Raw genomic sequence first — 26,680 nt, forward strand, 5'->3', positions numbered from 1 at the left:
ACCTATGCCACGGCCGGGATAACAATGGCCGGTGGGTTTTCGCTGCCGTCAATCGTGACGCTGTCACCTCCCACCTTCAGGTAAGTGATTTTGTAGTCAACCGTCCAGGGCTTCTCGGTCAGGCAGCGATACTTAAAGGTCTGCTCTTCGGTTTTATCCGGATTAAACTGGTATTTCTTGGTTTTTCGACTCTTTTTGTCGTCCAGATAGGTCAGTTCGACGATCACCTGATTGTAATTCTCCCAGGAAAATTTCCGGTCGAGGAAGATGGCAATCTCGTTGAAGGTCAGCACCGCCCCGGGATCCAAATTCAGCAGGGTCGACGCCGAGACCGACTGCGGTTGATAGCTGCTGCTGCCTTCCCAGCCGGTGGTGGCGGCAGACTTGAAGGCATACTCGCTGTGGATCACAAAGAGTTCATTGCGGTCGCTGCTGCGAGAAATGCTTTTGCTCCATTTACCGTCATCGGTGATAAACGGCTCGGCGGTATAAATCTGTTTGTTGTAGTCGATTTTGAAGGTGGCGGCTTTAATGCCGTACTCGGCAAAGCCGTCCGGCCCCAATACGGTAAAGTCGATTTTTTGGAAGAAGGGATCGTTAACGTTCACTTCAATAAAGTAAGGCGGTTCTTTTTTGGCACGCAGGATATCGCTGCCGATAAAGTTTTGCGGCACTGCCGATTGGCTGAGGGCTTTCGACGAAATGTAATTGAAGTTCAGGCTTTTGGTTTCTTCGATCCGCACCAGCTTGATCTCCAGTGAGGCGCTGGGGAACAGCCCGCCTTTACCGCCTTCTTCGCCGTCTTCCTTGCCGCTGGCGAGCAGAGATTCCAGAATGGAGTCGCTGGCCGATTTGGCCTGGGTATTACTGTCATCATTAGGTTTAAGCGACGCGGTAAAGAAACTTTTCAGGATCTCTTCTTTGACAAACTGCAGCGCCCACTCTTTCTCTTTGGCTTCCTCCTCGCTTGGCATGCTCTCGGTCACCTTGATGATTAACTTCTGATCCTGCTGCAGTTTTTTGATCACGCTGTCAAAGCCCAACCAAAAACTGGCGGGGGTTTCCACCGGGATCGGGATATTGGCCCCAAATTTCAGGTCGAACTCCTTGTAGAGGCTTTCAAACTTGGCCTCGACCTCGACTTTCAGCGCCGGGGTAATGCCGGTAAAGCTAAGGTTGTAGGCCACGGCGGCCGGGGCCTGTGCCTTATTAAACGCCGCCTCGAGGATCACCGCCTGCTGCGGCGTCAGTTTGGCGCTGAAGATGGCGCTGTTGTTGCCAAACAGGCTGGGGCACTGCGCGCTGATTAACTCGCCGTTGGCATTGCTGCCGACATCAAGCACAAAAAAGTTCACCGTGCCTTTGTCATAGGGAACCTGGGCCTTGCGGGCGGTTTTGGGATCCACTTTCAGTTTGCGCAGGTATTCGTTGAAAGCGGTGTCCAGCTCGGCGGGGTCGATCGAGGTATTGACCTCGAAGTTGATGTAACCCCCTTGCTGGCCGCTGCCGTCGCCAGTGTACTTGATCAATGAAAAGATCGGCTTTCCGTCTTTCGCTGCGATATGGATATCACCGGGCAAATACCAGAACTGCTTGTCATCGGAATCGTCGGCAAAGAAGGTGATGTTGTTGATGGTGGCGGTTCTTGCTCTGAGTAATAACATGGCGTTTCCTTAATTAATTGAGGTTGGCAATATCAATAGCGTCTAGACCGGTGGCGGTTTGGACGTACTCGGGTTTATCCCCGCCCTGGCCCGGCAGGTAGCTGAACCAGATCTCCAGGTCGACGGCAAGCCGCTCTGGGTCGATTTGGTCGGCGCTAAAGCGCTGGGGGGCGGCTTCGGTTTCGGTAAACTGAAAAATTTGCTGCAGAGGCGGAGTGTCATCGCCGGGCAAATAGGCATAGCTGGCGGAAACCATCACCGACTCCACCTGTTGCCAGTCCATACTGGCGGACAGCATTAATACCCGTTGGTGATACAAACTGGAGGGCAGATACACATCCTGACTGGTCGGCTCGGTCAGCACCGCAGAGATATGGGGTGAGTTGGCGGCGCTGCTGTACTCTTTGGTTACGTCAAATAAATACTGGTCGGGGTTGGGCAGCATCACCGGGTAGCTGTCCTGCTGCGCAGTCTGGCTAATCTGAAAGCTTTTCGACAGGCTGGATGCCGTCTGCCCGATTGGACGGCAGCGCAGGGTGACCAACACCGACTGGTACCAGCGCCAGTCAAACAGGTTGGCGGCCTTGATGACAAAATCGTAGCGGCCATAGAGCGACTCAATATCCAGATAGACATCGTTCAATTCGGTTTGCAGCGCGCCGGAGCTGACCGACCTCACGCCGCCCACCGCCTGGTTGAGATAAACGGTGAAGTTATACTCGACGGGCCACAGCATTTTGCCGGTTTGTGGGTCGATAATACTGGGTGACCTGAAGATTTTCGGTTTGGTATCGCCCTGGCGGAAGGTGTATTGCTTGTTGTCCGGGCCATAGCGCAGACGCACCATCACCAGTTGAACGTTATCGTCCAGTTCGTCGGACAACAGATTGATCCGGACCTCGCGGTGGGCGAAGAAATCATCCTGCAGATCGCTTTGGCTGATCACCCGATCGGCCTGATAGTCGGTACCGGCGACCAATTCGGCAAACAGCGCCTGCGGATAAAGCGAGCGTTTGACCACCGTGGTTTCCGTCAGTTTTCCGCTTAAACGTCGCTGGTCAATATCCTCAACCGACAGTCGTTGCAGGTAAAAACCGGCCTGGGGTTTGTCTTGTTGTGGCACGTCGGCAAACACCGGGGTAAAAAACTCACCGGTCAGGATCTGCGTCAATTCGGCTGTGGCCTGCCTGAAGTGGCCGTCGGGATCGGTGTCCCTGACTTTGATGGTCACCACTTTTTCGCTGATCAGCTGCGCCGAGGTTTTTTCGATATCGACGGAAAAGAACAGCAGGTTAAAACCGACCGACTGTTGCAGGAATTGATAAACCTGGTCCCAGCGGGCCTCCAGTTCAAAGGTGGCCGGAGGAAGTTGTTGCAGGTAGTCAATTTTGTAGCTGATGGCAATCGGCGCAGTGGCCGGTGTGGCCATCAGGCTGGCCAGCAGGGCGATATCGCTGTCCGTGGCCAGTTTGGCCAGCAGATAACAGTTGAGCTGCTCGCTCAAGGAGGTCTTGCTGGTTTGGCCTGCGATAAAGCCGGGAATGTTCAGCGTGGCAGTACAGCCGATCGCCTGCAACGGCAATAATACCGCGTCGTGCGGCATGTCCGGGCTGGCGGCTGCCGCGGCACGGGCGGCCTCGGGGCTGCTGTTCAACTGGGTTTGCAGCGACAGCATGGCATAGTAAACCGTGGCCGGTTGACTGCTGTTTCTAAATATCTGTAGCTGGACGGCGGGCTGGTTATCGTCAATAACGCTAATGCCCGGCGCCGCCGCGCAATAATAATAAATCGGCCTGTCCGGGTCGGCCCGGATAAAACAGATGTTTTGCACTACGACCTGAGTGTTCATAGCGACCATTCCATTTTATGAAGGTGAATCAGGGCAAAGAAGCTTTGCCCTGGGGGGCTCAGCGCGTCAGAAAGTCACCACCACGATGGTGCTGGTTCCTGTCACATCCTTCTCGACGGTTTTTTCAAGATTGTCAGCCCCGTAATACACCGTAGAAACGTAATGGATCTTCACCTCGTTGCCTTTTTCCACCTGCATCAGATCGAAGGTCAGATATTGGGTGAGGGATTTAGGATCAAACTCGGTCAGGGCCAGGGATTGGGACTGCGTAAAGTCCCATTTCGGGTAATACACCACCATTTCATAGGTGATCAACGTGACGTCTTTCTGGGTCGGTTTGAAGATAATGGTGTACTTCTGCGTTTTCGGTAGAGCATTGGCGACCAAAATCTGGTGGCCACGGATCAGCCCATAACCCGGTAGCTGCGGGCTGGTCTCAACGCCGTTGGGGATGTAGGTCAGACTGTCCCCATCCAGGGTCTGGTAATCGGTGGAGAAATAAATCGGTTTATCCACATCGATGCCAATCGGATAAATAAAGGGTTGAGGGAGTGTCGACTCATTGACCACCTGGCTGTTGGTCTTGAGTTTGACCCCCTTATCCGGATCGGAATATTGGGTTTTGATCACCACCTGGCTGAAGACTTTCCAGCCCATAGGGTCAAGCAGCGTAGCAATGTCGGCATAAACGATGCCGCATTCGGCCACGTTGATGGAGATAATCAGATCCTGATCGCTCTGAAGGTCGCCAGAGTGGTAGGGTTTGGCCTGCATACCGGTGAAGTTGACGGTATAGGAGTATTTAAATGCGCGGCCCAACTCGGGTTTGATAAACCATTTGCCGGTTTTTTTTGCTCCGCTGTCGCCAGGGGAAAACTGCAGCGTGCTCTGGTTGTCTTTGTCGTAGTAGGCGGTCACCACGATATTGGCCACGTTGTATTTCGCCAGATCCTGAGTGACAAAAAACTCGGGCTGGATGTACTGATAGAACGGGTCGTTAAGATCGTACTCTTTGAAGTACTCTTTCAGATTGGCTTCGCCGACGATGGACTGGATAGACGGCAACTGGGTCTGTGGCGCAATGGAGAAGGAGACCACCGAGTTTTCTTCATAGACGCGAGTAAAGCTTTTGGTTTCGCTGAGGCTGGATTTGAATTTATCAAAACCGTCGGCGTCATTAAGCAACTCGAGGCTCATGTCCAACCCGGTTTGGCTACTTAAAATCTGTTCGACCTGTTTCTGACCCCAGGCGGTCAGACCGTCCTTCCATTTGATGTACTGATCAGGTGACATGCCCATTTCTGCTGCGGTCAGCCCGACCTGAACGTCGATCTTGATCGCGCCTTTTTCGATATATTCGCGCTCAATTTTTTTCTCATCGGCCGACCAGGTATGGTAGCTGATGCTTTGCGTTACCGACTTGGTGATCTCACTGTCGTAGCTGACGGTGACTTTGGCGGCCGGCAGGGAGGCATCCAGGCTGAAGTCGAAGCGAATGCCTACGCTGGAGTTTTTATCGGTGCCTTTCAACACCTGTTCGAACAGGGTGGCACCTTCACCGGTCAACGACAGGCTGAACACGGTGTTGTTATCCCCCAGGCCTGATGGCGACAGCGTGGTGGGGATTTGGCGATAGAACTTCTCGTTGCTGTCCAGAATCAATGAGGCCTGTGCCGAGGTGAGTCTCGGGACTTCCAGCCTGATTTCTGTCGGCGTCAATTCCAGCACGAATTGGTCATTGCCTTTGTTGGCGTCATACAACGCGACAAATCTAGCGGCCTGGTCGTCATTCAGGCTGGTATTGCGCAACGCGGTATCCATGGCGGCTTTTTTGGTCGCATTTTCGGGATCGGCCACCGAGGCCTGCTCGGCTTGAACATACTTGACGATCAGAGTGGATTTTGCGATCAGCGGATCTTTAAGCTTGCCGAGTAACTCGATGCTGATCTTGCTTTTCATCTCCGAATCAGGCTGCGGCAGCATCACGGTAAATTGCGCATAGCCGCCCTGGGTGTCTTCACTGCGATACTTGTAGAACATGAAATAGGGGCTTTTGGCATCCCTGGCGACAAACACCGGGATCTCGGGCACCACATAATAAATATTCTTATCAATACTGTCGCCGTAACAGGTAAAGGCATATTCCTTAATACCCAGATATTTATCCGTAGGGATTTTGACCGATTGCTGCAAAGCGGTGGTTAACATAGGGTGTTCCTCTTGTTTATATCACTTGTTGTATTGCAGTTTGACGGGGCTGGCGCTGGCCTGCTGCGGGCCAGAGTCGTAGGTTTTGGGGAATATCGAGGCGGTTTTTCCTTGCCAACGGTAGTCAATGCGACCGTTTAATCCGTTGGCATGGGCATTGATCCACCAGTTGGCTTGCCACTGTTGGGTGCTGAACGAGAAGCTAAAGTTTTGTTTTTTCCCCTGGCCGGCCGGCGAATAGCTCGCGGTGCCGCTGACCGTTTTAAACTCTGCCTTCAGGTGTTCGGCTTCAAACAGCACGCTGTAAAACCCCAGGTCTTGCGGAGTGAGCGCGATGTTGTCTTGCCAGTGGAGTTGATTCTCATAGCTGGAGTAATCAGAAAACGTCACTTTGAGGGTGATATCGCTGACTTCCGAGGTGGTTTTCAATGTCAGCGGCGGGAAGTTGGGCCACTGCATCGGCGTTTGTGTCTGGTCGTAACGCAGCTCAATCGACGTGATATTAAAACCGTTAGGATTGAAGCCCAGGCTCACTACGCATTCGCGGTGCTTGACGGGTTTGTCCGGCCGAGTGGGTTCAGGCAACGGCGTCGGCGTGAACGTGATTATGCTGTCGGCAGGCAGTTGGCCAAGCAGGGTGGCAATATCCTGCTGCTGCGCCAGCAAATAGCGCTGTGGCACGCTATTGCTGTAGCTGACGTCATAACTGAGCTTGCTGGGGATCTCATCTATCGAGTGGATGTTACGCAGCGTGTTGCTGACCAGTTGTGACGCGGTTTTCACCAACGAATTCCTGACCAGCTCGCGGGTCTGTTCCGAGGGGGCGTTGTCGAACTGTTCCAACAGGGTGATCACCCCGGCGTCGATCTGCTGGTTGAGCAGGATGGCGATAACTTCCGGTTGGCGCGCCTGCTCGTTGAAGGCCAGGGTTAAAAATGCCACCCAGTCGGCCTCCAGCCTGGCGGTGGCGCGGCTGCTGACGCTGAAGCGGCTGTGGGTCACCAGATAAACCTGGCTCTTGGCTCCGCGAATGGCGCTGTCCAGCAGGCCTGACTCAGTGTGGGTCAGCGGCATTTTGGACAGTTCAAACTCGACGTTATAGCTGTCTGACTCTGGCTGGCGGATAAAACGCAGGAACAGCGATTGGCGGATATCGCCTTGCTCCAGGCTGATTTTTCCGGGTGCCGAAATGAAATGCTGGCGGATATAGGCCTCAATTGCCGCCGTGTCGACCGGCAGGTTGGGCGCGACAAAGGTCGCCAGACCGCCGCCCGGACTGGTTAGCAAATGCAGCGCACTGATTTTACCGCCCGGGCCGTCCAGCACCACCTGCGGAGTATAACTGCCGTAGGTATAGCACCCCGGTGGCTGCGTTTGGTCGTGGAAGGCCAGGGCTCTGCCAAGCAGGAAAAAGTTTTGTAACGTCTGCTGGGGATTCAGTTCTTCAGTGTTCATTTTTCACCTTTGACATCAATCGTTTGATCGCCGGTCACATAGGCCGACCATGGGCCGGTGCTGATTTGGTAGCGAAACCCACTGGCAAAAATCGAAGTGACCGTCCAGGGGTAGTCGTAGCTGTTCTGCTGGTGGGTAAAGGTGTGCTCCGTGGTGCGGCTTTGGCTTTCCGGCTGAAAGGTCAATGCGACTTTGAGCATTTCAGCGGGCAGAGTGACGGTGATCCGCGCTCGCTGTGAGCCAAACTGCGGGAAGCTGTAAGCCCCGATAGTGGTGGCCTGGGTAATCGGCATCGGTAGCGGCACGACTCCACCAGCGGCCAACTGGTAAGCCGTTGCTTCAATAAAGGTTTCGTCACCGAGAACCGGGCAACTGAAATAAGGCTCTGCTGCGGTTAAGGCCAAGTCCTGCCGCCAACCGGCAGAATGATAGATACCGCCAATCCGACTCTCCTTGGCGAAACCCGGATCAAGGCTGATGGTCAGGAATGGGCAGGGCAATGCGGCGTAATCCAGTACCAGCGCCCGTTCGGCGCAGGGGCGTCGTTCACCGATCAGGGTGTGCCAGCTTCCTTCCTGCGGATAATTAACCCGGATTTGGTAGAAAAAAGGGGCTGGCTCCAGCGAACTGGTAAGAAACTTGAAGGTCAGCCGGCTCTGGTCCGGACTCAGTCGCTGGGTTTGCGTTTGTTCCTGCGGGTAAATACCTCCGGCTGGAACAGTCAGCTGAATATCGATAGAAACATTGCTTTTCAGTCCCAGCGGCAAGACGTAAAAGACATCGATTTCCCGTTCGCCCGGCGGTAATGGCGGGGCTGTAGTGCGGTGAATAATGGTATCAGGTGAGACCTTGGCAATTTGCTGTGCGGCGGCAAAAGGATCCAGTATGAAGCACAGCGGACGTCGGCTCAGTACCACTGTGTCGAGCATGAAGATCACCCGGCCACCTTGCGCTGGAATACTCAGTGCGATCATCGCCGTATTACTGGACGCCGGACCGGCGTAGGGTGTACCCCGCAAATTGTAGAGACGGTCAAGCAACGTCTGACTGAACAGCAGGTTTCCCTCGGGATCGCTCACTGGCAGTGGCGGGCTGATTTGCAGCGGCAGCAGCGCAATATTCTGGTAGAGATATTGCGTCAGCAGACCATAGTCGAAGGCCACCCGATCATCGCCAACAGGCTGCGCGCCTTTGACTCCGGCGGCCAATGCCAGTATCAGCTCCCGGGGATCAAACTCGACGGAGTACGCCAGCCGTGGTGAGACCCCTTCGACAAAACCGTCCAGCCGGGCATTAAAGCCGATAGTCTCATTGAGCAGGGTTTTCTCGATCAGTTGAGTGCTGGCCGAGTTCAGCAAAATAATAAACTGGATGCACTGTGCCGAATACCAGGTCGGGTCATAGCTTTGCCCACTGAGGGCGCTGTGATACTCAATCGGTACGTCAAAGCCCAGGCTGGCAGGCAACACGGGCAGCACTTTCACCGCTTTATCCGGGTGCTGTTGTTTGAAGTCCGCCAGACTTTGGTCACCGGCATACTGCAGTTCGGTGGTGAAATTCAGCCAACCGTAAATACTGTCGGTGCTGGGACTGCGAACAATATCCAGCGAGAACGCCAAGGGATCCGCTGCCAAAATGGTGAGGGATGCCGGGTATAAAAAATAGGCATCATTTTGCTGATAGGCCGCAATGAACCTGTGCCGATCGGCAATGATAATCTGCTGAAAGTCCGGGTATCCCTGATACATAAGTTATTTACCCGTCGAGTTGAGATGGTTTTGGTAATCCTGATGCCATTCTTTTGGCAGTTTGTTCAGGATATTCGCCGGACGTTGGTAATATTCATCCTCATAGATGCGCTGCATCTGGATATCGCCGACCAGGATACCGTTAGCGTACAGGGTGTTATCGTCGTAAAGAGCATTGTCAGCGGATGGTTCGGCGGACAATTGCAGGTTATATACCTTCAGATTACCTTGTTGTTGCACCAGGCTTATGATTTCGCTTTCACCGTCCAGGGTGATTAATTTAGTAGCATGATTTAATTCACGGGCTATCACTACGCCTGAAGAAGTAATAAAAGGATGCCCCCGGCTGGCAGTAATGTTCGTTATTTTTCCTTTGTCATTGCGCAGGGTGAATTCAATATAATGGTGTTCCTGGCCGCTGGTGACGGCTTCAACCTTTAGCAGTTGATTATTTCTCGATAACACGATTTCACCGATACTGATGGCTGAAATGGGTTTCTCACTGCCATCCTGCATCAGGATTTTTGTATCTTCGGCCAGGCAACCGTAAACAATACGCATCGGCTTTAACTGTACGGTATTTAAAAATCGCTGGTCGGGTTCAAGGTTTTTAGGCGCATTGGTAATAAAGCTGACAATACTTTTTCCGTCGACGTTAAGAATCACCTTGAAGACATAATAAACCCATTCGCCAGACTCAAAATCAACCTGATTGAACCTTAGCCAGTCCAGATCCCAGGCAATGTTGTTACCATTAATTCGGGTGTTGGGTGAGTTGAAAATATTATAATCACCGAATGGCGTGACAGGATCGCCGCCAGCGCGGGTGCGAATTAAATAAATACTATTACTGGCGTTGATCGGCCGACCGCCGCTGAGCTCAATTTGGCCGAGATAGGTGATATTACCTTTAATGGGCACCCTGACAGAACCATCATAGGTGTTGCGGTAATCGCAGTCACCTTCATCGCGGGTTAAACAAATTTTTATTTCGTTTGGATTGTTAATGCTCCGCGGTGATTCATTATAAATATCTTTAGGGTAACTCTGGCTGGTAATAATTTCCGCGCCGTAAAGCGTATTGTTGTTGATGGTTTGGGCAAAGGTATAAATCACCGTGACCGGATAATCCGCAGCAATCTGGCTACCCGGATAGACCCCGCTGGCGCTAAGGGTGCAGTCTGCGGCGTAGACATAAGCCTGGTTGTAATTCACCGCGCCGACATTGGTCGCTTCAGCGTCAAACAAACCCAGGGTTTGCGTCACATTGGCTGCGGACACCGGCAGGGAGCCAATGGCATCGGCGCGGTAGTTTCTGCCGTCGGTGGAGTCGAGCCGGACAATGCTGTACACCGGTTGGGCGGCGCCGTCACTGGCTTCGCTCAACCGGCCGGCGCTGCGTTTACGCAATTTTGCCTGTTGCCAGCATTGGGTAAACTGCGGAGTATTGCCTGAGGCAAGGCCGGCCAGTTTTAATTGAATATCGTAAAAGCTGACCAGCAAAGGGTCGCCGGGCTGAATAATAAACAGGCCGGCATTGCTATATTTGCTGATGACACTTTTGACAATAGTCTTTTCATCTGAAGTATAACCTTGTGTGATCATAATATCAGCACCCAATAAGTTTCAGACATAAACATGCGAAAAGCATGACAGAGATAAATCAGGCTTTGGTGTTAATAACCTATGAATTTATTTGCAGGTTTCTTTGCAATAGGCATAAATAGCGCTCAGGGTATCGGAACCCAGATATTCTGCAAATTGGGCATCGGTAGGGTCGACATCAGGATCCGCAGTCATGTTATACAGCTCTTGAGCAAACATATCTTTGGTGGCGGAGGGTTTACTTTTGAAATAAGCTTTCAATTTACCTTTGCTGACCTTGCGTATCCAGGCGAACTCACCGCCAAGCGCTACCTTTCCGGTGAAGAGAAATACCTTGCTGGTATAGAATATAATATCATTGGGGAAAACCTTATAGCGAACAACCTGTTCTACTTCAATATTTTTCAGGGTTTCTTCCAGGGTTTCTCTTTTTATCACGTTTAAGGCAAAGTTCTTGCCATCAACCGGGCCATCTTTTGCATCCGCAGTGCCGCCAAATAACATCGGACAACCTCGGGCAAAACCTTCATTTTTCAAACCTAATAGAATAAAGTCATCATTCCCAACAGCAGCCGGATTGCTGTCAAGAATGACGTATTTTTTAATGGGCATAGTCAGGTCCTTATACATTTGTGAGTATAAAAATAGGATTTATTTGTCGGGTCGGGAGCGATGAATTACTCATCTTCAACAATAGCAATGGCGACTAAAAAATCAACTGACACTTAAAAATAAATGAAGTATTTTTTTGTTGTGATCGAGATAATCAAGCAAATCACCGCGTTAACAAAACCAAGGAAAAATTATTTAAAGAATCAAATAAACAGGAGGGAATTGTTTTTATTTTGTTAATTAGGATTTTTAACTTCATTAAATCAAGGCATTGAGCAGGGCGGTTTTGCAAGCCTTTTTGCGGTTGTTAAAATAAACAAAAACGCTTAGCCAAGAAATTAATTTTGGCGTGGGAATTTCTTTAATCATAAAGGTTGTGAATAAATGATTAAACAGTTGAAATAGTCATCACAATAGATCGGTAATGATATTTATACCTTGCTAATGATGTAGCGGTGAGATGATTTGCCAAAGTGTTCGCCGGATTGGGTCCGGTAAACACTTAAGATCAGGTGCCATCAGGCATGGGCGTTAGTATCCCAAACCGTCATCAATACCGTGACGGCGTTATCCAGCACAGGGTAGTCGACGCCGTCCCGTGCCAGCGTCGAAACGCCCAACAGAAAGCTGTCGAACAGCGTGGCGATAACCGCAGGATCAATCTGCTTTCTTAACTCCCCGCTCGCTATGCCCCGTTGAATACAGTGACTAAAACCGTTCAAGGTGCGTTGGCGGGAGTCTGTCAGCGGTTTCAGCACCGCGGCATGCTCATCCGAGCTGCCGGACATCACCGCCAGAGCTACCATACAGCCTTTGGGATGATGGTCTTCGCATTGCATCTTAACCGAGCGGCGCAAGGAAATTTCAATCGCTTCTCTGGGCGGCAGTGAATCATCCCACAGCGCATCATTAACCCGCCCGTAGCTATTGAGATAGCAGGACACCGTCTCGTTGAACAGCGCCTCTTTGGAACCAAAGGCAGCATAAAAACTGGGTGCGGTAATGCCGCCACCGATCTGCGCCTTAAGCTGTGCCAGAGAGGTGGACTGATAACCGTGCTGCCAGAAAAGATGCAGTGCCTGCTGCACGGCCTGGTCGCGATCAAAGCGGCGAGGGCGGCCCATTTGTGCCATAGCTGTCTCCAGGTTTGTTAGTTGTATACCGATCGATATGAATGTTATTGACACTCAGATGATACCCGCTTAGCATTATTATACCATTCGATACATAAATCAATTCGCGTGATGAACTCACGGGTACGGATAAGTGTCAACTACATTTATACCGATCGATATATAATGAGGTTATTGATGAGCCAGACCCCTATCAGTTGTATTGAAGACAAAGAGATACCCGTTCAGGCACAGCGATTGCCGATGGCGGCGCTGTTGGCATTGGCCATGACCGGTTTTATCTGTATCGCCACCGAAACCTTACCCGCGGGTTTATTGCCGCAGATGGTTCCCGGTTTACAGGTGTCGCCCTCGCTGATCGGACAGATGATTACCGCCTATGCGTTGGGGTCTGTGTTGGCGGCCATTCCCCTGGCGCTTGCCACTCAACGCTGGCGTCGACGTAATGTTTTACTGCTGACCATTGGCGGTTTTTTTGTCTTCAACACGGTCACGGCACTTTCCTCCAGCTATGTTGTCACGCTGGCTGCGCGTTTTTTTGCCGGAGCGGCAGCAGGGTTGGCCTGGAGCCTGCTTGCCGGTTACGCGCGCAGAATGGTGGCGCCTCATCTGCAGGGAAAAGCGATGGCGGTGGCTATGGTTGGCGCGCCAATCGCGCTGTCGCTGGGTGTCCCTCTGGGAACATGGCTGGGGGCGGTGGTGGGTTGGCGCAGCGCTTTTGGTGTGATGTCTTTGATGACGCTGGCATTAATCGTTTGGGTGTTGGCAAAGGTGCCGGATTATCCTGGCCAGACGGGGCCACAGCGGATGCCGCTGTATAAGGTTCTGATCACTCCGGGTGTCAGAACGGTATTGGGCGTCGTCATGCTGTGGATGTTTGCGCATAATATTCTCTACACCTACGTTGCTCCGTTGGTGACGCCGGCAGGGCTGGCTAACCAGGTTGACGCCGTGTTACTTGTTTTTGGCCTGGCGGCACTGGCGGGTATTTGGTTCACCGGTCGGGTGGTTGATCGCCATTTGCGAAAGGCGGTGCTGGCCAGCCTGGCACTGTTCGCCGTGACGACGTTCCTGCTGGGTATCGGCATTTATTCAGCGGCCGCGGTCTATGTCGGGTTGGGGCTATGGGGGTTGAGTTTTGGTGGGGCGGCGACGCTATTGCAGACCGCACTGGCGGACACTGCCGGTGAAGGCGCAGACGCCGCGCTGGCGATGAACGTGGTTATATGGAACAGCGCCATTGCCGTCGGCGGTATTTTCGGTGGCCTATTGCTTGATCACTTCGGCGCAGTGTCCTTCCCATGGGTAGCGCTGGTCCTGATACTTGGCGGTTTGGCGCTCACAATGACGGCCAAACGGCATGGTTTTTCTGCCGAGGCACGCAAGGGGTAATCACTGCTGCACTTTCAGATGGCGCCAACCGCGCGCCATCTGACGTCAGGCGTTATCCACACGTGGATTAGAGTGGGTCGGCTGGCTCGGATACTCCACCTGGTGTTTCTGCAGATAGTCGCGTATGAGCTGGCGGATCACCTGAGAAGGGGTGACGTCCTGTTGCAGACACAAGTCTTCCAACGCTTTTTTCTTGTCAGGATCAATGAGTACGGTCAGACGTGCCGTTTTCTTTTCCATGATGGTGACTCCAGAGAATAATAATCAAATGATAATCGTCAGGCGGCCATACCGCCTCAGCTAAAGTGCAACCGTTCAATCTTGCGTGACAGGAAGCGGAGATCGCAGTTAAAGCTCGGGCCAATCTCGGCGGACAGGCGGCGCAACAAGCTTAACGGCGTCTCGATTTCGGCCGGTGTCGCATAGATAATCACGTTGCCGCTGGGTGCCACGCAGTACAACACGGTGTTAAACACCCGGTGCAGGCTGTGGTACAGCAGTGAGTTTTGATCGGGCACTTCATGATAGTTCAGCACTAACCACCCCTGTGGTGAAAGCCGTCCGGCACAGCGCTGAAGAAAGGTTTGCGTACCCTGTTGCGGATCCATACTGAAGGCGCTGTAGAGATCCGAGAAAATCAAATCATAGTGTCGCGTTACCGCAGCCCGTAAAAAATCGGCCGCATCGGCCACGTGCAATATCACCGTTTCGTCAGCGGGCAAGGTAAAGTAACTTTGGGCAACAGAGATCACCGCCGCACGCAGTTCCACCACTTCCAGCAGCATATTGGAGTCATAGGCATGCAGCGCCCGCACCAGACCTCCGCCGCCCAGACCCAGGATCAATGCAGATGAAGGCGGTTGCCAGGCCACCGCCATCAACATGGTTTTGATGTAGTTGTGAACCGGTACCTGTGGCGCGTCGATGCACATTTTGCTCTGCTCGCAGATGCCGTCAAAACGCAGGGTCCGGTAGCCCTTGTGGTCAGAGACAATAATTTCGCCGCAGTGATCCTGCTCACGGGCAATGACCTGACCGCGAGGCGAGAAATCCAGACTATTGAGCAATTTATCAACCAAAGACATAGTAATTTCGTTAAGCCTCCATCAAAACGGCGGTGTTACTTACGGGCGCACATAAACTCGGCGGTACAGATACGGCGGCCATCAACCGTGGCACGGCCGGTAAAGCGGGCAAGGCCGGAGCGTTGTCGGACAAAGGCGACTTCCATGCGCAGTTGATCGCCAGGCCGGGCCGAACGATAGAAACGGGCACGATGAATAGCGGCAAAGTAGTAATGCTCGCCGGGCAACAACGGGCTAAGAAAGTAGTGGGCCAACAGGCCAGTGGTCTGTGCCAGCGCTTCTACCATTAATATGCCGGGAAACACCGTAGTCTGATGGTGGCCGGTCCAAAAGGTCGGTTCATTGGCGGTGATATTTTTGATGGCGCTTAGGCGGCCTTCGGCAATAGAGGTGCCGTCAGGCAGGATGCGGTCAACCAGCAGACAGGGAAAGCGGTGTGGCAGGATAGATTGAACGTCCTGAAACTGTATAGGTTTACCATTCAGCGGCATGATTGATTTGGGTCCTGTCAGCGGGACGAAGCTCAGCTTACGCCGGCTTTTGTGCCTGTCGAAGTGTAATAACATTATAATGTTATTATCATCAGATGCACTAAATGAAAATGATCAGGCTGGTAAACAGGGGCCTTTTAGTGACAAGGTTACTAATAATAGATATTAATAATATAATTCAATTTATTGATTAATGGGATTTTTTGCAGGAAGGGGAGTGATTAGCCGCCAACAGAGGGTGACGGCTAACGGGGATCATTTTTTATCGCGGGTCAGTTTATCGAGGTAGCCCATCACAAAGGCGGAAAGCACGAAGGTGAGGTGGATGATCACATACCACATCAGCTTGTTGTCCGGCACGTTCTTGGCATCCATAAACACTCGCAGCAGATGGATGGAAGAAATGGCGACAATCGACGCGGCCACCTTGCTCTTCAGCGAGGTGGAGTCCATTTTCCCCAACCAGCTCAGTTTTTCTTTGTCGTCGCTGATATCCAGTTGCGAAACAAAGTTCTCGTAGCCCGAGAACATCACCATCACCAGTAATCCACCCACCAGTGCCATATCGATCAACGACAGCAGCGTCAGAACCAAATCCGCTTCTGCGATGGCGAATATGTTTGGCAGAACGTGGATGATCTCCTGGAAGAATTTTATCGACAGCGCCAACAGGGCCAGCGACAGGCCAAAGTAAACCGGCGCCAGCAGCCAACGAGAGGCGTACATGGCATTTTCTAGAAAGCGTTCCATAGTCATCTGAGTTCGTTACAAAAAGTGGGGCACAGTATAACGCAACAGGCCCGGCAAATGGCAAGTGACCGTGGCGCGATTAAGGGGGATTTCACCGGGACTGTAGCTGTTCTGGCCGAGGGGTTAATTCCCTCTTGTTATAAGGTGCTTTTATAGCGGTTTACTCCGGCGTGATTTATTTTGCCAATATATATTGAGCTATCTTGAAATTATACTAGGATTTAAATGTCGCAGAATAACATGGCGATAATCCTTTATATCGAGAGAGAATTATATATAACGGAAATGAATTAATCGAATGGAGATGGAGATGGAAAATTCCCTGAATGGAAAAGCAAGCGGTTGGGACAGCGTTAATGATTTGCTGAATTACCATAACAGAGGTAATGGATTAACCCTTAATAATAAGCCTTCTTTTGGTGTGGAACAGGCCGGTAAACAAATAGCGCGCAGTGAGCAGACCTGGAATGGTATTCATGTTACCGGTCAAGGCGCTACTGTGACTTATTCCTTCCCGGATTGGGATTATAATCAGAATAATTTAAATACCCGTTTCGCTGACCAGGACACCGGCCTTAGCGCCTTCACTGCCGATCAACAGGCGCAGGCCAAGCTCTCGCTGCAGTCCTGGGCGGATGTGGCAAACCTTAACTTTGTTGAGGTAGCCCCAGGGCAAAAGTCCAACATTACCTTTGGTAATTATCAGGGCGACGGCCAGGCCTACGCGATTAAGCCTTTTAGCGGTGCCGGCAACGACTACCGCGGGCATAATACCGATGGTCAAAGCTGGTTCAATATCAATTACAAGTATGAGGATGCCCGGGATGGGGTTTACGCCAACCTGCACCCTGAATTGGGTAACTACGGGCGTTTGAGTATCACCCATGAACTGGGGCATACGTTGGGACTGGATCATCCTGGCAAATATAATGCCGATGAAAATAATCCACCCAACTATAGTATGGCGAGTTATGCCGAGGATACCCGCCAGTTCAGCGTGATGAGCTATTGGGATGAAGCTGTTACCGGCGGTGATAACGGTGGCCATTATGCTGCCGCACCGTTGGTTGACGATATTGCCGCTATTCAGTATCTCTATGGCGCCAATACCACTATGCGCACCGGGGATACGGTGTACGGGTTCAATTCCAATACTGGCCGGGATTTCTACACGCTGACGGACAGCAACCAGAAGCTGGTGTTCTCCGTTTGGGATGCGGGCGGCAACGATACGCTTGATTTCTCGGGCTATACGCAGAACCAACGCATCAACCTGACGGAAGGCTCCTTCTCTGACGTCGGCGGGTTGACCGGCAACGTTTCCATCGCTCTGGGCGCCATCATTGAAAATGCCATTGGGGGTTCAGGGAATGATGTGATTGTCGGCAATGATGCGGCCAATATTCTCCATGGCGGTGCGGGCAATGACGTTATTTACGGTGGCGGCGGACAGGATCAGCTATTCGGTGGCAGCGGCAAAGATATCTTTGTTTTCGCGGCGGTGAGTGACTCGCCAATCAAATCACCGGATAAGATTTTGGACTTTGAAACCGGCATCGACAAGATTGATCTGTCCTTCTTTAATCATGGCGATAAAGGCACAGACTTTATTCACTTCGTCGACGGTTTCAGCGGTCAGGCGGGGGAGGCACTGCTAACCTATAATTCACAAAGTAACTTAAGTGAGTTAGCGCTAAATATAACTGGCCAGGCCGCCCCGGACTTTCTGGTTAATATTGTAGGGCAAGCCAATACGGCCACTGACTTTATTGTTTAAATCTGCAACGGTGGGTTATGCCCACCGTTTTTTAAGGTCTTTGTTCTTCATCCCTCCTGACAGTCGTCTCTCTGACCCGGTACCTGCGTCACTTCGTAAGGATTTCGTAAAAATTGAGGAATATCCCAGCAATAGATTTAATAGGGCTATATCGATATTGCTTATGATAAGTATTATCATTATCATCTGTCCCATCAAGTCTACGCAGAAAGACCTTTCTTTAAGCATTATTACTTTTTATTAATATCATTTATCCCGGAAAACCACCGGGAGACGAAGCAACTGGGAGCGCATACTAATAATTACTGCAGGGCTAACACATGCGCAAAACCTTTAATTACCGGGGAGTTATCGGACAGTCTTTCCTGTGGGGAACCTTGTTCACCACCGCCTTTAACGTGAATGCCGAGGTAAAGAAAAACTTAACAGAAAAGACCACGCAAAATGAAGAGGAAATAACGGTTGTTGCACCGGTGATTGAGAAGAAAGTCGGTACCCTCACCACAATTTCTGCGCAGGATATGCAGAAAAAGGGCGGTAATGATTTCGGTTCGATTATGCGCTATGAACCGTTGATTAGCGCCACCGGAGTTAGTGGCGGCTCATCCTCAGGCAAAAGCGGGTTCGATCGCAGTGGCTACACCGGCTATAACATCCGTGGTCTTGAGAGTAACCGTGTCGGGCTGGATGTCGATGGCATTCCACAACCGGATGCCACCGGGCGCAGCTATGTCAGCCGTGCCGGTCTAAACACCTTTGGCATTGGCCGCGACTATCTTGACCCCTATATGTATGGTCAGGTGGACATCGAGTCAGGGGCCACTTCAACCGAACGTAGCAACACCTCCATCGGCGGTGCGGTGTCGTTTTCACCGAAGTCGGCGGACCAGTACCTGTCACCGACCAAGCCGACCTATTTTGGTTACCAAAGCGATTATGACTCCGCTAACCGCAGCTGGCATAACGGCATTACCGCAGCGGCGGGTGATGAACAACTGCGCGGGGTGTTTGTTTATAGCCGCCGCGATGGTCAGGAAACGCGTAACAACAGCGGTACCCACCAGGCTTATCCGGCCAACTGGCATTCCAACGCGTTGATGGCTTCCGGCATCTGGCAGCCGAGTGACGAACATAAACTCACCGGTACGGTGGATTATTACGACAAAACCAACCACACCCATTACGACAGTTGGAACTCGGCCGGCAGCGCCATTCTTGGTACCGCCCAGCAGCAGAGCAATACGCGCCGCTGGGGTATCAGCCTGAAAGATGAATGGACGCCGTTCAATGATTACGTCGACACCCTGACATCGAAAGCTTATTACCAGCAAACTCAGGCGCACGACAACACCTACATGCCGACCAGTACCGGCAGCATGGAACGGGTTTACTCCGACTACAACGTCAACACCTACGGTTTTGAAACGCAAATCGCCAAAACTCTGGGTCGGCATACGTTGAGCGGTGGGCTCAATGGGCGGATCACTGATACCGAGCGCCCCTTCCGTGAAGAGCCAGCCCCCAGTGCATTTACCGCCATCATGCAGCCGGAGTCAGACAGCCGCAGCTACGTGTTGGGCGGGTTTGTTCAGGACCGGGTCCAGTTTGATCTGGACGGGCACGGTTTTGCCGTGGTACCTGGCGTGCGCGTGACTCACCAGAGCACCAAGCCGCAGAACCTGAGCAGCCTGACCACCGGCAGCACGGTGCTGACGGAATCCGAACTGGAAACGCTGTACGGCAAAAGCAACACCGATACCCAGGTATTGCCATCACTCAGCTTCCAGTACGACATTACGCCGGGGTTGATGACCTACCTGCAATACAAACGCGGCGCACAGTTCCCGAATGCCAGCCAGCTTTATGGCTCCTGGAACCTTGGTTCCAGCTACGCGGGTACGGCGCAGTACGCGTTGATCGGCAACGCCGATCTGAAAACCGAGACCAGCAACAATCTGGAATGGGGCGTGAAGGGGGAAGTGGTGGAAGGGGTGACGTTGCGAACCTCGTTGTTCTACAACACCTATAAAAACTTCATCGCCTATACCCGTTATCAGCGTGCCAGCAGCCCAGACCGGTTCACTAACGTGCCTTCCAATATCTACACCATTTATCAGGCGGAAAACCGTGACAAGGCCTACATCTACGGCGGGGAAGTCAGCACCCGGCTGAATTTTGGCACCTGGTTTGAGCAGGTTAACGGCCTGAGCGCCAATTTTGCTCTGGGGTATAACCAGGGTAAATCCAAGTCCAGCTACTCCGGTGACAAATATGTCGATATCGACAGCGTCGCGCCAATGAAGGCGATAGTGGGTGTGGCGTGGGATGATCCGGCAAAACGCTACGGTGCGGCGGTGACCGCGACCTTTGTCAAAGGCAAGCAGGCAACGGCTACCAACCGTGAAAGCTACAACAACGCCAGCGGTGGAACGCTCACCGACTCTACGGCTGAGTATCTGCGCGTGCCGGGTTACGGTCTGGTCGATATGTCGGCCTACTGGCAGGTGGCCCGCAATGTGAAGCTGAGCGGCGGTGTATATAACATCACCGACAGAAAATACCGCGATTACCTGAGCAGCCGCGAACTCACGGACTCCACCAATCAGGATGCATACGATAATGCCTTGGCGGTCATGCCGGGAAGAACCTTCCAGCTTGGCGTCAACGTAGATTTCTAAGCCCTGCTTTGAATGCAACAGCCGTCGCTCACCTTTGAACGACGGCTGTTGTGTCAGTCATCTTCTCCATAAGGAGCTAGCGGATGCAATCATGGATTATCGGACTACTGATGCTGCCGTTTTCGCTGTTCGCCGGCGAGCGCGTGATAGCTATTGGCGGTGACATCACGGAAATTATTTATGCGCTGGGTGCGCAGCAAACGTTGGTCGCACGCGACAGTACCAGCCAGCAACCACCGCAGGCCAGCGAATTGCCGAATGTCGGTTATATGCGCCAGCTCAACGCCGAGGGGATCCTGGCGATGAAACCCACGCTGGTGATCGCCAGTGAACTGGCACAGCCGTCATTGGCCTTGCAGCAGGTTGAACAGGCCGGGGTTAACGTGGTAACGGTGACCGGCAAACCCGAATTAGGTGTGATTAACCAAAAGATTGCCGTTATTGCAGCCACTTTGGGACGAGTTGCCGAGGGGCAAATTCTGCAGGCCGAACTGGAGCGTCAGATCGCCGCCGTACCTACTCGCCCGTTGCCCGTCAGGGTACTGTTCATCATGGCGCACACTGGGATAACGGCCATGGGGGCAGGCAATGGCACCGCAGCCGATGGTGCCATTCGCAGCGCCGGGTTGGAAAATGCCATGGCTGGGGTGGCACGTTATCAGTCGTTGACTCAGGAGGGATTGGTGGCTGCTGCGCCACAGTTATTGGTAATAGGTAAAGCCAGTCTGCAACGGCTGGGCGGAGAAACCAATCTTTGGACATTACCGGGGTTGACGTTTACCCCGGCGGGTCAACAACGGCGGCTGTTAGTGATTGATGACAACGCCTTGCTGAGCTTCGGGTTGGCGATGCCGACTGCCATCGGCCAATTGCGACAGGCGGCGCAGGCGGTTATGCCTTAACTTTTAGCCCCTTTATTATCCACATGTCCTAAGGAACGCTCGGGGAAGCAGCGATCGCGCAGACGCTGCTTTAACGCTGCTGCCTCCGGGAACCCACCGTCGATTTTTCGATCCCAAATGACCACGTCATCAACGGTTACCTGGTAAATGCCTCCGGTGCCGGGAACCAGCGTGACGGAGGCCAAATCGGTGCTGAAAGTATGGAGTAACTCTTGCGCCATCCACGCGGCTCGCAGCAACCAGTTGCATTGCGAGCAGTAATGGATCGTGACGGCAGGGGATGTTTTCATGGATTGGACCTGAGCGGTAACATTGCCAGCATCATCGGATGCCACCGCGATGCTGTCAATGCGTCACTCAGGGGCGAAAAAGCGTTAAATCGATCTGCCATTTATTGATTTTGTTGTACAGCGTGGTCCGCGACAGCCCGAGCATCTGGGCTGCCTGCCTCAAATTGCCACCATTGGATCCAATCACCTGAATGATATGAGCGCGTTCATTGTCTTCCAGTCGGCTTGAGGGGGCGGCGTCCGCTTCTGGGGGCCTGCGCCGCATATCCTCGGGCAGGTCGCCCACGTCGATCAGTAATCCTTCACACAGGTTCACCATCCGTTCCACCAGGTTTTCCAGTTCGCGCACGTTGCCCGGCCAGGGCCAGGCGTTCAGACAGGCCATCGCCTGCGGTGAAACCTGCGGCGGGACTTTTTTCATCCGCGTACTGAGCTTATGAATGAAGCCGTTGACCAGTTCGGCGATATCTTCCCGGCGTTCACGCAGCGGCGGAACCGGGATCGAGAGCACGTTCAGACGGTAATAGAGATCGCGCCGAAACGCGCCGGTCTCCACTGCCTGTACCAGGTCACAATGGGTGGCCGCAATGATGCGCACATTTACTTTTACCGGGTGTGCCGCACCAATCCGCAGAACTTCGCTTTCCTGCAGCACGCGCAGCAGGCTGGTTTGGGCTTCCAGTGGCATTTCGCCAATTTCATCGAGCAGCAGGGTTCCTCCGTCTGCCAGTTCGAATTTGCCGGCGGAACCGCCACGGCGCGATCCGGTAAAGGCACCGTCTACGTAGCCAAACAGCTCGCTCTGTACCAAATCGCGCGGTAAGGCTCCGCAGTTGACGGCGACAAAGGGTTCGTTGCAACGTCCGCCGCCGTTGTGGATCGCCTGGGCAAACAGCTCCTTGCCGGTGCCGCTTTCGCCGGTCAACAGCACCGTGCTGTCACTGCGGCTGCAGGTGCGCGCCTGCGTGATCGCCTCGCGCATGCGGCTGGAGTGGCCGTAAATCATTTCAAAGGTATAGCTGGCGCTGACCCCCATTACCCGGCGGGTAATGGCGCGGATACGTTGGTTCTCTCGCAGGGATAGCACCCGGCCGTCATCCGGTGCGGGCATCAGGGAAATCACGCAGGAAAGGGCGGGCTTGCCTGCCGGCATAAACACCATTTCACGGTCGTTGCAAAACGGCATGGTCAGCAGTGAACCGGATTGTGGGCGCAGCAACTCATCGATAGAGAGGTTGCCGGGTTCCAGACCGTCAAAAATCTGGCGGGCATAGCGATTAACGGTTTTCAGCCGCCCCTGGCGATCGCAAACCATGACGCCTTCATTCAGGGTTTCCAGAATCGACTGTTGTTCGGCCAGCAGCCGGTGCAGCTTTAGTTGCTGACCAACAGCCTCTGCCGCCGCCTGCACGGTGCCCAGCGTATGGGCATTGAAATTATCCGGCGTGGCGGTGAGCGTCAGCACACCAATCATCGCGCCCTCGGCGTTACGTACCGGTGCGGCGGCACACTGGCGATGCCGTTGGCGCAAACCCAACTTCCAGTTCTCGCCGCTTAATACATATACCAGGCGCTGTTCCAGCAGGCAGCGGGCGGTGCAGTTGGTGCCCTGAACCTCTTCACGCAGAATGCTGCCGACCGGCGTCAGGTCGGCGCCGCAGTAGTGAAGGGTGACGCCGTTGGCATCGGTCAGATTGATATGCCCGTCGGGATTGTAGGCCAGCAGGTTTTCCATGATGCTTCGCGCCACGGTAATCAGCTCGGCGTTGTGCAACAGGATGGCCTGTAGCTGGTCTGCCGGAGGTGCGTGATAGACAAACTCATCGGGGTCAATACCGTACTCCCGCGAGCGCCGCCAGGATTGCAGGATCGATTTGCGTATCCAACCCGGCTGACCTCCGTCGTTGAATGCCTGCCAGCCTTGCCAAAACAGGCTGTCCCATTCACCGGCCTCCGGCCCTTCCGGCAGGCTGAAGATCGGGTCGCTCTCATCTTTGATTGGCATCAGGCCAGCGGCGGTGTGCATCGGCAGCTCCGTTTTGGAATGTAATGTCCATTTTATTGACATGTGAAATTGACATGTCAATTTAGTTGTCACTTTGTTACGCCTATCTGTGCAACGCCTCACAATTTCCCCGCGTTTCAAGCTGGCATCCCCTTTGCAATACCGCTAATGAACTCTGTTGCCCGCGAGGGCGTAACCCCACATAAGGAATCACTATGAGTCATTCACCCAAAATCCTGCGCGTTGGTCTGATTGGTGCCGGCCGCATGGGCAGCTTTCATGCAGAATCGCTGGCGCGGCGAGTGCCGGGCGCAGTGTTGGTCGCGGTGGCCGATCCGTTACCGGGGGCGGCGCAGCGGCTGGCGGAACGTCTGGGCGTTGAGGCCTATAGCGATTTGCAGGCGATGCTGGATGATCCAGCCATTGATGCCGTCGTCATCGCTTCTCCGGCGCGTACGCATGCGCAGTGGGTGGTAGCGGCGGCCAAGGCCGGTAAGCACGTGTTCTGTGAAAAGCCGATGGCCGTCACGCTGGAGGAAGCGGATAACGCCATTACCGCCGCAAACCGGGCAGGAGTGGTCCTGCAGGTGGGCTTTAACCGCCGTTTTGTCACCGGGTTTGCCGCTGCCATTGCCGCCGTCAAGTCAGGGGAGAATGGCACCACCCAGTTGTCGCGCTCGGTCACGCGCGACCCGCAGTTACGCGATCCCGCGCCAATCCCGGCGTGGACCATCTTTCTGGAAACCCTGATCCACGATTTTGACACGCTGCTGCATTTCAACCCTGGGGCCCGGCCGGTGGAAGTGTATGCACTGGCGGATGCACTGGTACGTCCGGATTTCAAGGATCGCGGGCTACTGGACACGGCGGTGGTGACTATTCGCTTTGATAACGGGGCTATCGCCACCGCCGAAGCCAATTTCCAGGCGGTCTACGGCTATGACGTGCGTGGTGAGGTATTTGGCAGCCAGGGCATGCTGCAGGCGGGCAATATCAACTTGAATAACTGCGTGCGCTATCACGCCGGTGGCATCGCCATTGAGACCTCGCGGCAGGATACCGACTTGCTGCATGACGCCTATGTGGCGGAGTTGACCGAGTTCGCCCAGTGCATTCAGCAAGGGCAAAAACCTCGGGCCACTGGCCAGGATGCACGCAATGCGCTGGAAATCGCACTGGCCTGTATTACGTCGGTGCAGCAGGGCAAACCGATCAAACTGGGAGATCAATAATGGCCAATTATCAGTTGTCCGTTTGCGCCGAAATGGTGTTTCTCGATTTGCCGTTTGTCGAACGCGTGGCGCGTATTGATGCACTCGGTTTTGGCGTTGAAATCTGGAACTGGGCCAATAAAGACCTTGATGCTTTGGTGGCGACCGGAGCGCGCTTTACCTCGATGACCGGCTATCTCAGCGGCAATCTGACCGACGAAGAGGACATCGGCCAACTGTTGCACAGCGCCAGACAATCGCTGGTCGTGGCGCAGCGCTTAAACTGCCCGAGTTTGAACCTGCATGGCACCGGCCTGGGCCCGCAAGGGCTGCCGGTGAAGCCGGTGCAGGTGGTGACAGGTGCCATGTGGTTGAAGGCGGCCGAGACGCTGACCCGGTTGGCGCAGATGGGCGAGGAGGCCGACAAAGTCTTCACGCTGGAAAACCTCAACCTGCCGCTGGATCACCCGGGTACGCCCTTTGCCAAAGCCGGCGACACGCTGGCTCTGGTGGAGGCAGTTAACCGCCCGGGGTTGAAGATGAATCTCGATCTTTATCATGCGCAAATTGGCGAGGGTAATTTGATCGAGCTGATCCGCCGCTGCGGTCCGGCGATCGGTGAAATCCAGGTGGCTGATGTGCCGGGGCGAAAACAACCCGGTACCGGCGAAATCAACTACCGCGCCATCGCCCGCGCGTTGGACGAAATAGGCTATCAGGGCGTGGTGGCGATGGAGGGTTGGGCAGCCGGTGACAGCACCGAGGCGCTGCAACAGTTCCGCGACCATTTCACCCTCTAATCCTAAGCCAGCCGGGTACTGGCCTGTTACCCGGAATAAGCAGTGATGCATTGATTTTAATAATAAATAAACCTCAACCTACAGGATGTCATCATGAAAACAAAAACGTTGCTGTTGCTTCTGCTGAGCCTGGTTATGGCCTTCAGCGTCCAGGCGAAAACCTATAAGGTCGGCGTGGCACTGGCCAATTTCGATCTTAACTTTGTTTCTATTCTGCGCTCGCAGATGGTCAGTGAGTTGAAACTGCTGAACATGGACGGTCAGTTTGTCGATGCCAAGGGGGACGTGGCGCTTCAGGTGCAGCAGGTAGATGACTTTATCAACCTGGGGGTGGACGCCATTATCCTCAACCCGGTCGATACCCAGGGGGTGAAACCGATGATGGATGCCGCCGAACGCGCCAACATTCCACTGATTTTCGTCAACCGTAAACCCGAGGTGAAACTGGGCAAGGCCATGGCCTATGTTGGCTCCGACTCGGCGGCGGGCGGTGAGATGCAAATGGAAGCGCTGGCGAAAAAAATGAACTATCGCGGCAACGTGGCAATCCTGATGGGGGCGCTGTCCAATGAAGAAGCGCGTGAGCGCACCCGTGCAGTGGAAGCGGTGATCGCCAAGTACAAAGACATGAAAGTACTTGAGAAGCAGACCGCCAAATGGCAGCGTAATGAAGCGGTGGACGTGGTGTCCGGCTGGCTGCTGAATGGCCGCCCGATTGACGCTATTGCTGCCAACAATGATGAAATGGCAATCGGTGCCATCATGGCGCTGAACCAGGCCAAAAATAAAACCATTCTGGTGGCGGGTATTGACGGTACACCGGACGGTCAGCAGTTTATCAAAAACGGCAGTATGACCCTGACCATCTTCCAGGACGCCAAAGGTCAGGCCACCGGCGCGGTGCAGGTGACCCAGGCGCTGCTGGAAAAACAAAAAACCGAGCCGTATCACTGGGTGCCTTATAAAATCATCACTCAGGATAATCTGGCCCAGTTTATGGCGGCTAATCCGAAATAAGACCCAGT

21 protein-coding genes are annotated in these 26,680 nt (G+C 53.4%); 7 read left to right on the forward strand and 14 right to left on the reverse strand.

The features are described 5' to 3' along the window. Positions 1 to 2: 2 nt before the first annotated feature. The 8 genes from QOT07_RS12125 to QOT07_RS12160 all read right to left on the reverse strand — a co-directional run bounded on the left by QOT07_RS12125 (position 3) and on the right by QOT07_RS12160 (position 12,274). On the reverse strand, positions 3 to 1,664 hold the full coding sequence (locus QOT07_RS12125; RefSeq protein ID WP_283603218.1) for a hypothetical protein: 1,662 nt from the start codon (positions 1,662 to 1,664) through the stop codon (positions 3 to 5). Between the two features lie 13 nt (positions 1,665 to 1,677). After that, positions 1,678 to 3,513 carry a hypothetical protein gene (locus QOT07_RS12130; protein WP_283603219.1) on the reverse strand — a complete coding sequence of 612 codons (1,836 nt, stop codon included), beginning with the start codon at positions 3,511 to 3,513 and terminating at the stop codon, positions 1,678 to 1,680. A 66-nt stretch (positions 3,514 to 3,579) separates the two neighbouring features. Then, positions 3,580 to 5,721 carry a hypothetical protein gene (locus tag QOT07_RS12135; protein WP_283603221.1) on the reverse strand — a complete coding sequence of 714 codons (2,142 nt, stop codon included), beginning with the start codon at positions 5,719 to 5,721 and terminating at the stop codon, positions 3,580 to 3,582. Positions 5,722 to 5,742: 21 nt separating this feature from the next. Further along, positions 5,743 to 7,176, reverse strand: a complete 1,434-nt coding sequence (locus tag QOT07_RS12140; RefSeq protein ID WP_283603223.1) for a hypothetical protein — start codon at positions 7,174 to 7,176, stop codon at positions 5,743 to 5,745. After that, positions 7,173 to 8,924: a hypothetical protein gene (locus QOT07_RS12145; protein ID WP_099061979.1), complete on the reverse strand. Its 1,752-nt coding sequence runs from the start codon at positions 8,922 to 8,924 to the stop codon at positions 7,173 to 7,175. The genes QOT07_RS12140 and QOT07_RS12145 overlap by 4 nt, the downstream gene beginning before the upstream one ends. A 3-nt stretch (positions 8,925 to 8,927) precedes the next feature. Continuing rightward, complete coding sequence (locus tag QOT07_RS12150) at positions 8,928 to 10,190, reverse strand: Hint domain-containing protein (protein WP_232518963.1); 1,263 nt, start codon at positions 10,188 to 10,190, stop codon at positions 8,928 to 8,930. Positions 10,191 to 10,616: 426 nt separating this feature from the next. Further along, a complete protein-coding gene (locus QOT07_RS12155; protein ID WP_099061980.1) occupies positions 10,617 to 11,141 on the reverse strand; it encodes an NUDIX hydrolase in 525 nt (174 codons plus the stop codon). Positions 11,142 to 11,659: 518 nt separating this feature from the next. Next, positions 11,660 to 12,274: a TetR/AcrR family transcriptional regulator gene (locus QOT07_RS12160; RefSeq protein WP_099061981.1), complete on the reverse strand. Its 615-nt coding sequence runs from the start codon at positions 12,272 to 12,274 to the stop codon at positions 11,660 to 11,662. A gap of 177 nt (positions 12,275 to 12,451) precedes the next feature. On the opposite strand from QOT07_RS12160, the gene QOT07_RS12165 reads away from it, so the two are divergent. After that, on the forward strand, positions 12,452 to 13,666 hold the full coding sequence (locus tag QOT07_RS12165; protein ID WP_283603225.1) for an MFS transporter: 1,215 nt from the start codon (positions 12,452 to 12,454) through the stop codon (positions 13,664 to 13,666). Positions 13,667 to 13,711: 45 nt separating this feature from the next. On the opposite strand, the gene QOT07_RS12170 is transcribed toward QOT07_RS12165, so the two are convergent. The 4 genes from QOT07_RS12170 to QOT07_RS12185 form a co-directional block, all read right to left on the reverse strand. Then, on the reverse strand, positions 13,712 to 13,906 hold the full coding sequence (locus tag QOT07_RS12170) for a ribbon-helix-helix protein, CopG family (protein WP_085116739.1): 195 nt from the start codon (positions 13,904 to 13,906) through the stop codon (positions 13,712 to 13,714). Positions 13,907 to 13,962: 56 nt separating this feature from the next. Then, entirely contained in the window at positions 13,963 to 14,751 is a 789-nt protein-coding gene (locus QOT07_RS12175) for a spermidine synthase (protein WP_112349782.1), read from the reverse strand. 35 nt (positions 14,752 to 14,786) lie between these two features. Beyond that, entirely contained in the window at positions 14,787 to 15,242 is a 456-nt protein-coding gene (gene fabZ, locus QOT07_RS12180) for a 3-hydroxyacyl-ACP dehydratase FabZ (RefSeq protein ID WP_099061984.1), read from the reverse strand. A 255-nt stretch (positions 15,243 to 15,497) separates the two neighbouring features. Beyond that, positions 15,498 to 15,992, reverse strand: coding sequence for a TIGR00645 family protein (locus QOT07_RS12185; RefSeq protein ID WP_012145114.1), 495 nt, complete (start codon positions 15,990 to 15,992; stop codon positions 15,498 to 15,500). A 310-nt stretch (positions 15,993 to 16,302) separates the two neighbouring features. Here QOT07_RS12185 and QOT07_RS12190 point away from each other — a divergent pair, with 310 nt between their 5' ends. The 3 genes from QOT07_RS12190 to QOT07_RS12200 all read left to right on the forward strand — a co-directional run bounded on the left by QOT07_RS12190 (position 16,303) and on the right by QOT07_RS12200 (position 21,349). Continuing rightward, on the forward strand, positions 16,303 to 17,769 hold the full coding sequence (locus tag QOT07_RS12190) for a serralysin family metalloprotease (RefSeq protein ID WP_283603226.1): 1,467 nt from the start codon (positions 16,303 to 16,305) through the stop codon (positions 17,767 to 17,769). Between the two features lie 320 nt (positions 17,770 to 18,089). After that, the gene (locus QOT07_RS12195; RefSeq protein WP_283603227.1) at positions 18,090 to 20,447 is read left to right on the forward strand and encodes a TonB-dependent receptor domain-containing protein; all 2,358 of its coding nucleotides are present in this window, start codon (positions 18,090 to 18,092) and stop codon (positions 20,445 to 20,447) included. 83 nt (positions 20,448 to 20,530) lie between these two features. Then, a complete protein-coding gene (locus QOT07_RS12200) occupies positions 20,531 to 21,349 on the forward strand; it encodes a heme/hemin ABC transporter substrate-binding protein (protein WP_283603228.1) in 819 nt (272 codons plus the stop codon). Here QOT07_RS12200 and QOT07_RS12205 read toward each other — a convergent pair. Both QOT07_RS12205 and QOT07_RS12210 read right to left on the reverse strand, forming a co-directional pair. After that, on the reverse strand, positions 21,346 to 21,639 hold the full coding sequence (locus QOT07_RS12205; RefSeq protein WP_099062084.1) for an Rdx family protein: 294 nt from the start codon (positions 21,637 to 21,639) through the stop codon (positions 21,346 to 21,348). The two genes, QOT07_RS12200 and QOT07_RS12205, sit on opposite strands and share 4 nt — an antisense overlap. Positions 21,640 to 21,706: 67 nt before the next feature. Next, positions 21,707 to 23,665 carry a sigma-54-dependent Fis family transcriptional regulator gene (locus tag QOT07_RS12210; protein ID WP_283603229.1) on the reverse strand — a complete coding sequence of 653 codons (1,959 nt, stop codon included), beginning with the start codon at positions 23,663 to 23,665 and terminating at the stop codon, positions 21,707 to 21,709. A gap of 194 nt (positions 23,666 to 23,859) precedes the next feature. Here QOT07_RS12210 and QOT07_RS12215 point away from each other — a divergent pair, with 194 nt between their 5' ends. The 3 genes from QOT07_RS12215 (at position 23,860) to QOT07_RS12225 (ending at position 26,672) form a co-directional block, all read left to right on the forward strand. Beyond that, entirely contained in the window at positions 23,860 to 24,876 is a 1,017-nt protein-coding gene (locus QOT07_RS12215; RefSeq protein ID WP_283603230.1) for a Gfo/Idh/MocA family oxidoreductase, read from the forward strand. After that, entirely contained in the window at positions 24,876 to 25,655 is a 780-nt protein-coding gene (locus tag QOT07_RS12220; protein WP_283603231.1) for a TIM barrel protein, read from the forward strand. The genes QOT07_RS12215 and QOT07_RS12220 overlap by 1 nt, the downstream gene beginning before the upstream one ends. Positions 25,656 to 25,748: 93 nt before the next feature. Continuing rightward, positions 25,749 to 26,672 carry a substrate-binding domain-containing protein gene (locus tag QOT07_RS12225; protein WP_283603232.1) on the forward strand — a complete coding sequence of 308 codons (924 nt, stop codon included), beginning with the start codon at positions 25,749 to 25,751 and terminating at the stop codon, positions 26,670 to 26,672. The last annotated feature ends 8 nt before the right edge of the window (positions 26,673 to 26,680 follow it).

Source organism: Serratia proteamaculans, assembly GCF_949794035.1.
GTDB lineage: Bacteria > Pseudomonadota > Gammaproteobacteria > Enterobacterales > Enterobacteriaceae > Serratia > Serratia proteamaculans.